This window comes from Streptomyces sp. Q2, from assembly GCF_056820935.1.
The window spans coordinates 118,901-126,459 of record NZ_JBXEJE010000030.1 but is presented as its reverse complement, the minus strand read 5'-3'; the positions used below and the strand labels follow the sequence as shown (position 1 = coordinate 126,459).

The following is a 7,559-nucleotide window of genomic DNA, read 5'->3' as shown; positions in this document are numbered from 1 at the left end:
GGTCACGAACTCCCGCAGCGGATACCGCGAGAGGACGGCGTCCACCTCGGGCGTCAACGCCGCCGCGAGGCGGGTCGCGGCGGGGCGGGTGTCGTCGCGCAGGGTCTGCACGGCCGTGAGGAGGACCTGCCGTTTGCCCTTCTTCGGGACGCCGGCGGCTGCCCGTTCGTACAGCCGGGCGCCCTCCTCCAGGACGAGTTCCGTGTCCATTCCCGCGGGGATCTTGATCTGGGCGTGGTGCCGCCAGGTGGTGACGGGGTCGCCCCACGCCTCCACGGTGTACGTCCAGCGGCCCGGGGCGTCCGGGGTGACCTCGGCGCCCCAGCGGTCGGTGCCGGGCGTCAGTTCGCGCATCGGTGTCCAGGGGCCTGGGCGGCCCTCCGGATCCCTCAGTACGACGTTGGCGGCGACGGCATCGTGTCCCTCGCGGAAGACGGTGGCCGAGACCTCGAAGGTCTCGCCGGTGACGGCCTTGGCCGGCCTGCGTCCGTGCCGGACGACCGGGCGGACGTCGAGGACGGGTATGCGTCCGATACCGGCGGTGTCGCCCGCGGAGGGTGGCTCCGGGGCCGGCGGACCGTCGTCGACCGGGCGCACGGGTACTTCTTCGGTGCTCGGTGTCGGGGGTGCTGACGAGTGGTGCGTGGCGGGCATGACCGCTCCTGTCCGCGTCAACGTGGGTGGGCGGATGGATGTGGGGAGGTGGGTCCTGCGTGGTGTCCCCCGCAATCTTCCTGAGGGGTGTACCGGAGGAGCCTTCCCACCCTATTCGGGTGAGCAATCCGGCACTTTGTTAACTACTCACGCGTATGTCTCCACACAAGACCGGCCCCGTTCAGGCCGAACGGGGCCGGTAACGGAATCGGTCCCGGTCAGCGCGGTACCTGAAGGAGTTTGTTCGGTGACCCGAGGCCCCGGCCGGAGATTTTTCCGGTTGCGGCCCGGGTGGCGAGCGCTTTGCCGACCTGCGCCGGAGTCGCTTTCCGGTGGTCCGCGAGATAGAGCGCGGCCGCGCCCGCCGCGTGCGGCGACGCCATCGACGTACCGGAGGCGGTGGCGGCCGCGGTGTCACCCCCGATGGACGCCGACGTGATCGACACACCTGGCGCGAACAGGTCGAGGGCCGAGCCGTGGTTGGAGAAGCTCGCCCTGGCGTCCTTCCTGTCGCTCGCGCCGACCGTGATCGCCTGCCGTACGCCCGCGGGGGAGTACAGCGACGCCGGCCCGCCGTCGTTGCCCGCGGCGACCGTGTACGTCACGCCGGACGCGATGGAGCTGCGTACGGCGGCGTCCAGCTGGGCGTTGCGGTAGCCGCCCAGGCTGAGGTTGGCGACCGCGGGCTTCCTGGCGTTCCTGGTGACCCAGTCGATGCCCGCGATGACCTGCGCCGTCGTGCCGGCGCCCGCGTTGTCGAGGACGCGTACGGCCACCACCTCGGCCTTCTTGGCGACGCCGTACTTGGTGCCGGCGACGGTGCCGGCGACATGGGTGCCATGGCCGTTGCCGTCGCCCGCGCTGTTGTCGCGGCCGACGAAGTCCCAGCCGTGGCTCGCCCGGCCGCCGAAGTCCCGGTGACCGATCCGGATGCCGGTGTCGATCACGTAGACCGTGACGCCCGCCCCCGCGGACTCCGGCCCTGTGTAGCCCTTGTCGAGCGGCAGGTTCGGCTGGTCGACGCGGTCCAGGCCCCAGGACGGGGGGTTCTTCTGGACGTGGTCCAGGCTCACCCGGGTGTCCTGGACGACGGAGGCGACGTGCGGGTCGGCCGCGAGCAGCTCGGCCTGTCTCACGTCCGCCTTCACGGCGTACCCGTTCAGCACCGTTCCGTAGGTATGGCTGATTTTCGCCCCGTATTTTTCGGCGAGCTCTTTTCCGGCCACCGACGGGGCCTTCGTTCCCCCCTTGAGTGTCACCAGGTAACTTCCGCCGACGGAACCGGGCTGTCCGGCGCCGAGTATCCGCCCCTCCGGTACGGCGTGCGCGGGCAGGGTGATGGCCGAAAGCGCCGCGGCACAGGTCACCGCGGTCAGACCCCCCACCCGGCGCAGACGCCGTGTTCGCGTCCGTGCCATGGCTTTGTACCCCCTCCTCGACTCGGCGTACGACAGCCGCGGTGCGCCGCGTGCGCGGCTCCCCGGGCCGGTACGCCACTGGGCAGCCTCTCGTGCGGTGTGAAGTACGACAAGGACGCCTATGGGGGCGGAATCGGCCAAACAGGATCAGAGGTCATAGGCTGCGGGAAAGACGGTGCCCGCGGGAAGGCGCCGTGGTTACGAAGGCCCCGTCCCGGATACCGTCGAAGCTGACGACGGGACGCACACCGCCGTGCGTCCTCTTCCTCACGCTCGCTTGAGGTGGAATGTGAAGGCGATCCGTCGATTCACCGTCCGACCCGTGCTCCCCGACCCCCTCCGGCCGCTGAGTGACCTCGCGCGCAATCTGCGCTGGTCCTGGCATGCGGAGACCCGCGATCTCTTCCAGTCCGTCGATCCCGAGCGCTGGTCCGCCTCGGGTGGTGACCCGGTACGGCTGCTCGGCAGCGTGCGGCCCGGGCGGCTCGCGGAACTCGCCGAGGACCGCCGCTTCCTGCGCCGGCTCACCGCGGTCGCCGACGATCTGCACGACTACGTCACCGGCGCCCGCTGGTACCAGACACAGACGGCCGACCTGCCGGCCGCCGTCGCCTACTTCTCACCCGAGTTCGGCATCACGGCCGCCCTGCCCCAGTACTCCGGCGGCCTCGGCATCCTCGCCGGCGACCATCTGAAGGCGGCCAGCGATCTCGGCGTACCCCTGATCGGTGTCGGGCTGCTCTACCGGCACGGCTACTTCCGGCAGTCCCTGTCCCGGGACGGCTGGCAGCAGGAGCACTATCCGGTGCTCGACCCCAACGAGCTGCCCGTCGCCCAGCTCAGGGAGCCCGACGGCACCCCCGCCCAGGTCTCCCTCGCGCTGCCCGGCGGCAGGCAGCTGCACGCCCGGATCTGGCTGGCCCAGGTCGGCCGGGTCCCGCTGCTGATGCTGGACTCGGACGTCGAGGAGAACGACCTCGGCGAACGCGGGGTGACCGACCGGCTCTACGGCGGCGGCAGCGAGCACCGGCTGCTGCAGGAGATGCTGCTCGGCATAGGAGGAGTGCGGGCCGTACGGACGTACTGCCGCCTCACCGGCCACGCCGAACCCGAGGTCTTCCACACCAACGAGGGCCACGCCGGTCTCCTCGGCCTGGAGCGGATCGCCGAGCTGTGCGCGCAGGGTCTGGACTTCGACTCCGCTCTCGAAACGGTCCGGGCCGGGACCGTCTTCACCACGCACACCCCTGTCCCGGCCGGCATCGACCGCTTCGACCGCGAGCTGGTCGCCCGCCACTTCGGCCCCGACGCGGAACTCCCGCGCATCGACGTCGGGCGCGTCCTGCAACTGGGCATGGAGACCTATCCCGGCGGCGAAGCCAACCTCTTCAACATGGCCGTGATGGGGCTGCGCCTCGCCCAGCGCGCCAACGGCGTCTCCCTGCTGCACGGCAAGGTCAGCCGGGAGATGTTCTCCGGACTCTGGCCGGGATTCGACCCCGAGGAGGTGCCGATCACCTCCGTGACCAACGGTGTGCACGCCCCGACCTGGGTGGCACCGGAGGTCTTCCGGCTCGGTGCCCGGCAGGTCGGCGCCCAGCGCACCGAGGACGCCATGACCGTCGGCGGCTCTGACCGCTGGGACGCGGTCGCCGACATCGCCGACCAGGACATCTGGGAGCTGCGCCGCAGCCTGCGCGAGCAGCTGGTGACGGAGGTGCGGGAGCGGCTGCGCGCCTCCTGGCGGCAACGCGGGGCCGGTACGGCCGAGCTGGGCTGGATCGACGGCGTGCTCGACCCGGACGTCCTCACCATCGGGTTCGCGCGGCGCGTCCCCTCGTACAAGCGTCTGACGCTGATGCTGCGGGACCGGGACCGGCTGATGGACCTGCTGCTGCACCCGGAGCGGCCGATCCAGATCGTGGTCGCGGGCAAGGCGCACCCGGCGGACGACGGGGGCAAGCGGCTGGTGCAGGAGCTGGTGCGGTTCTCGGACGACCCGCGGGTACGGCACCGGATCGTCTTCCTGCCCGACTACGGCATGGCGATGGCGCAGAAGCTCTACCCGGGCTGCGACATCTGGCTGAACAACCCGCTCCGGCCGCTGGAGGCCTGCGGCACGTCCGGAATGAAGGCCGCGCTCAACGGCTGCCTCAACCTCTCCGTGCTGGACGGCTGGTGGGACGAGTGGTTCCAGCCCGACTTCGGCTGGGCGGTCCCCACCGCCGACGGCGTCGGCACCGATCCCGACCGGCGTGACGACATAGAGGCCGAGGCGCTCTACGACCTGCTCGAACAGCGGGTCACCCCGCGCTTCTACGAGCGCGGCCAGGGCGGGCTGCCCGACCGCTGGATCGAGATGGTCCGCCAGACCCTCACCCTGCTCGGCCCGAAGGTGCTGGCCGGGCGCATGGTCCGCGAGTACGTCGAGCGGCTCTACGCCCCGGCCGCCCACGCCCACCGCGCGATGGCCCCCGACGCCGCCCGCGAACTGGCGCAGTGGAAGTCCAGGCTGCGCTCCGCCTGGCACGGGGTGACCGTCGACCACGTCGAGACCACCGCGGCCACCGCCACCGCCGAACTCGGCACGACCCTCGGTCTGCGGGTCCGCGTCGGCCTCGGTGGGCTCGCCCCGGAGGACGTCGAGGTGCAGGCGGTCTCCGGCCGGGTCGACGAGGAGGACCGCATCACCGACGCCACCACCGTCCCGCTGAAACCGGCGGGCAGCCCGGATCCGGAGGGCCGCTGGGTGTACGAGGGCCCGCTGTCCCTGGACCGGACGGGTCCCTACGGCTACACGGTCCGCGTCCTGCCCGCCCACCGGCTGCTGGCGTCCGGCGCGGAACCGGGGCTCGTGGCGCTGCCCTCACAGGAGGTGGTGGAGACCGCGGGGGTGCTGCTGCGCTGAGCCCGCTCAGATCTTCTCGACCGGGGCGCACAGCCGGCGCAGCACCGCGCCGCACCGCCGTGCGTACGCGTGCTGCAGCCCGCGGGTCGCCGGGCCGCCGGCGCGGGAGTACCACTTCGCGCCCCGGCTGAACGCGGAGATCGTCAGCCAGACCGTGCCGTCGCCGGTGCGGTCGACGACGAAGGACTCCTCGCCGCACTCCGGGTGGCCGGCCAGTGTGCCGTACGCCCAGCCGGCGCGGCGGGGTTCCTCGACCGTCCAGACCACGCGGCAGGGGGCCTTGATCAGCCCGGCGAGGGTGACGGTGACGTCGACCTCGGGGGCGGCGCGGTCCGCGTCGGCGTCGATGCCGACGCCCAGCTCGCGGTGCATCTCCCAGGTGAGGACCGCCTCACAGGCTCTGCTGAAGACCTCCTGCCCCTCGCCGATGCGCGCGCGCACGTGCAGGGGGTGGAAGCCGGGAGGGNTCGATGCCGACGCCCAGCTCGCGGTGCATCTCCCAGGTGAGGACCGCCTCACAGGCTCTGCTGAAGACCTCCTGCCCCTCGCCGATGCGCGCGCGCACGTGCAGGGGGTGGAAGCCGGGAGGGCAGAAGCCGTCCTGCCGGGTGGCGCCGACGTGGTCGTACGTGAAGGACATGAGGCCCAAGAGTAGGGCGGCCCCCGGGGTTGCCTTCGTCCGGGGGGCCGCCCGTCTCGACTGGCGAAACGTCAGCCGACGTTGACCGCCGACCAGGCGGCCGCGACCGCCTTGTACTCGGTGCTGGTGGAGCCGTACAGGGCCGCCGTCGCGCTCAGGGTGCCGGTGCGGGCGCCCGCGTACGTGGTGGTCGACGTGAAGTACTCGGTCAGCGCCTTGTACCAGATCTGGACGGCCTTGGCGCGTCCGATGCCGGTGACGGTGGAGCCGTTGGAGGTCGGCGAGTTGTAGCTGACCCCGTTGATGGTCTTGCTGCCGCTGCCCTCGCTGAGCAGGTAGAAGAAGTGGTTCGCCGGGCCGGACGAGTAGTGCACGTCCAGGTTCTTCAGCGTCGACGACCAGGCGTTGGCCGAACCGCCGTCCTTGCTGGGCTGGTCCATGTAGCGCAGCGGGCTGCCGTCGCCATTGATGTCGATCTCCTCGCCGATGAGGTAGTCACCGACGTCGTTGGAGTTCGCCGCGTAGAACTCGACCGCCGTGCCGAAGATGTCGGACGTGGCCTCGTTCAGGCCGCCGGACTCCCCGCTGTAGTTCAGGCCCGCCGTGTTCGACGTGACGCCGTGCGTCATCTCGTGGCCGGCCACGTCCAGCGAGGTGAGCGGGTGGGTGTTGCTCTCGCCGTCGCCGTACGTCATGCAGAAGCAGCTGTCGTCCCAGAACGCGTTGACGTACGCGTTGCCGTAGTGGACGCGGGAGTAGGCGGCCTTGCCGTCGTTCTTGATGCCGCTGCGGCCGAAGGTGCTCTTGTAGAAGTCCCAGGTCGTCTGCGCGCCGTACGCGGCGTCGACGGCCGCGGTCTGGTCGGTGGTCGAGCTGGAGGCGACGCCGGTGCCCCAGGTGTCGTCGGCGTCGGTGAACAGGGTGCCCGCCGAGGAGCTGGTGCCGTGCGCCTTGTTGTACGTCTTGTGACCGCCGCGCGAGGTGTCGTACAGCTGGTACGTCGAGCCCGACAGGTAGGTGCCGAGGGTGACGGTGCCGGAGTAGAGGCTCTTGCCGGAGCCGGTCTCGATGCCCTGGTACTCGAAGAGCTTCTTGCCGGTGGCCGCGTCGGTGATGACGTGCAGCTGGTTGGGGGTGCCGTCCTCCTGGAGGCCGCCGACGACCGTCTCGTAGGCGAGGGTCGGCTTGCTGCCGTTGCCCGCCCAGATCACCTTGCGGGGCGCGGCGTCGGCCTCGGTCTTCTCCGAGCCGGCCGACTCGGCGGCGGTCAGGGCCTGCTTCTCCGCCTTGGTCGCGGCGATCGCGGGCTTGAGCGAGGCGACCTTGATGGTGGTCTTCGTCGCCTTGGTGACGCCTTGGGTGGCGCCGGCCTTCGACTCGTGGACGACCAGGTCGCCGCCGAGGACGGGCAGGCCCGCGTAGGTGCGCTCGTAGCGGGTGTGGACCGTGCCGTCGGCGTCCTTGACGACGTCTCTGACGACCAGCTTCTCCTTGGCGCCGAGACCTATCTCCTGGGCGGTGCCGGTCGCGGCGTCCTGCTGCTTCTGGATGAGCGCGGTGCGCGCGGCCGGGGCGAGCGTGGTCGGGGCGGCGAGGGGCTTCGCGGCACTGGTGCTGTCCGCCGGGGTCTGGGCGGAGGCGCTGACGGCGGTCAGCCCGGTGGTGAGGAGGGCTCCGGCGGCGACGGTGGTGGCGATGGCCAGGGTGGTGCGGCGGTGACGCGCGTAGACGGAGGACACACAAGCTCCTTCGGTGGGGGGTTGCTGGGAAGTTGTGCGGCGGGTGAGGGAAGAGTGGCATTGGTGCCGCGTACATGTCATGCCTCCAGGTGATGTTGGCCGAAAGTCGCCTGGCCGGTAAATGTTTCGGGCATGTGAATGAGGGCGCCGCCCCGGGGAGTCGAACCACCGGGGCGGCGCCCTGTCATCGGGCCCTTGGA

5 protein-coding genes and 1 pseudogene are annotated in these 7,559 nt (G+C 71.2%); 1 reads left to right on the top strand and 5 read right to left on the bottom strand.

Annotation, left to right across the window (positions count from 1 at the left end; all coding sequences use genetic code 11):
* Both ACWBNA_RS31155 and ACWBNA_RS31150 read right to left on the bottom strand, forming a co-directional pair.
* A partial coding sequence (locus tag ACWBNA_RS31155) for a maltotransferase domain-containing protein (protein WP_482707847.1) occupies positions 1-654 on the bottom strand: 654 nt, incomplete at its 3' end.
* A 218-nt stretch (positions 655-872) separates the two neighbouring features.
* Positions 873-2,072, bottom strand: coding sequence for a S8 family peptidase (locus ACWBNA_RS31150; protein ID WP_482707846.1), 1,200 nt, complete (start codon positions 2,070-2,072; stop codon positions 873-875).
* A 289-nt stretch (positions 2,073-2,361) separates the two neighbouring features.
* Here ACWBNA_RS31150 and ACWBNA_RS31145 point away from each other — a divergent pair, with 289 nt between their 5' ends.
* Positions 2,362-4,980, top strand: coding sequence for a glycosyltransferase family 1 protein (locus tag ACWBNA_RS31145; RefSeq protein ID WP_482707845.1), 2,619 nt, complete (start codon positions 2,362-2,364; stop codon positions 4,978-4,980).
* A gap of 6 nt (positions 4,981-4,986) precedes the next feature.
* On the opposite strand, the gene ACWBNA_RS31140 is transcribed toward ACWBNA_RS31145, so the two are convergent.
* The 3 genes and pseudogenes from ACWBNA_RS31140 to ACWBNA_RS31130 all read right to left on the bottom strand — a co-directional run bounded on the left by ACWBNA_RS31140 (position 4,987) and on the right by ACWBNA_RS31130 (position 7,359).
* Positions 4,987-5,499, bottom strand: a complete 513-nt coding sequence (locus tag ACWBNA_RS31140) for a DUF1990 domain-containing protein (protein WP_482707844.1) — start codon at positions 5,497-5,499, stop codon at positions 4,987-4,989.
* Positions 5,492-5,620: pseudogene (locus ACWBNA_RS31135) on the bottom strand (DUF1990 family protein); the annotation flags it as partial. The pseudogene ACWBNA_RS31135 and the gene ACWBNA_RS31140, both read right to left, overlap by 8 nt.
* A gap of 71 nt (positions 5,621-5,691) precedes the next feature.
* Positions 5,692-7,359, bottom strand: coding sequence for a M4 family metallopeptidase (locus tag ACWBNA_RS31130; RefSeq protein ID WP_482707843.1), 1,668 nt, complete (start codon positions 7,357-7,359; stop codon positions 5,692-5,694).
* Positions 7,360-7,559: the final 200 nt, after the last annotated feature.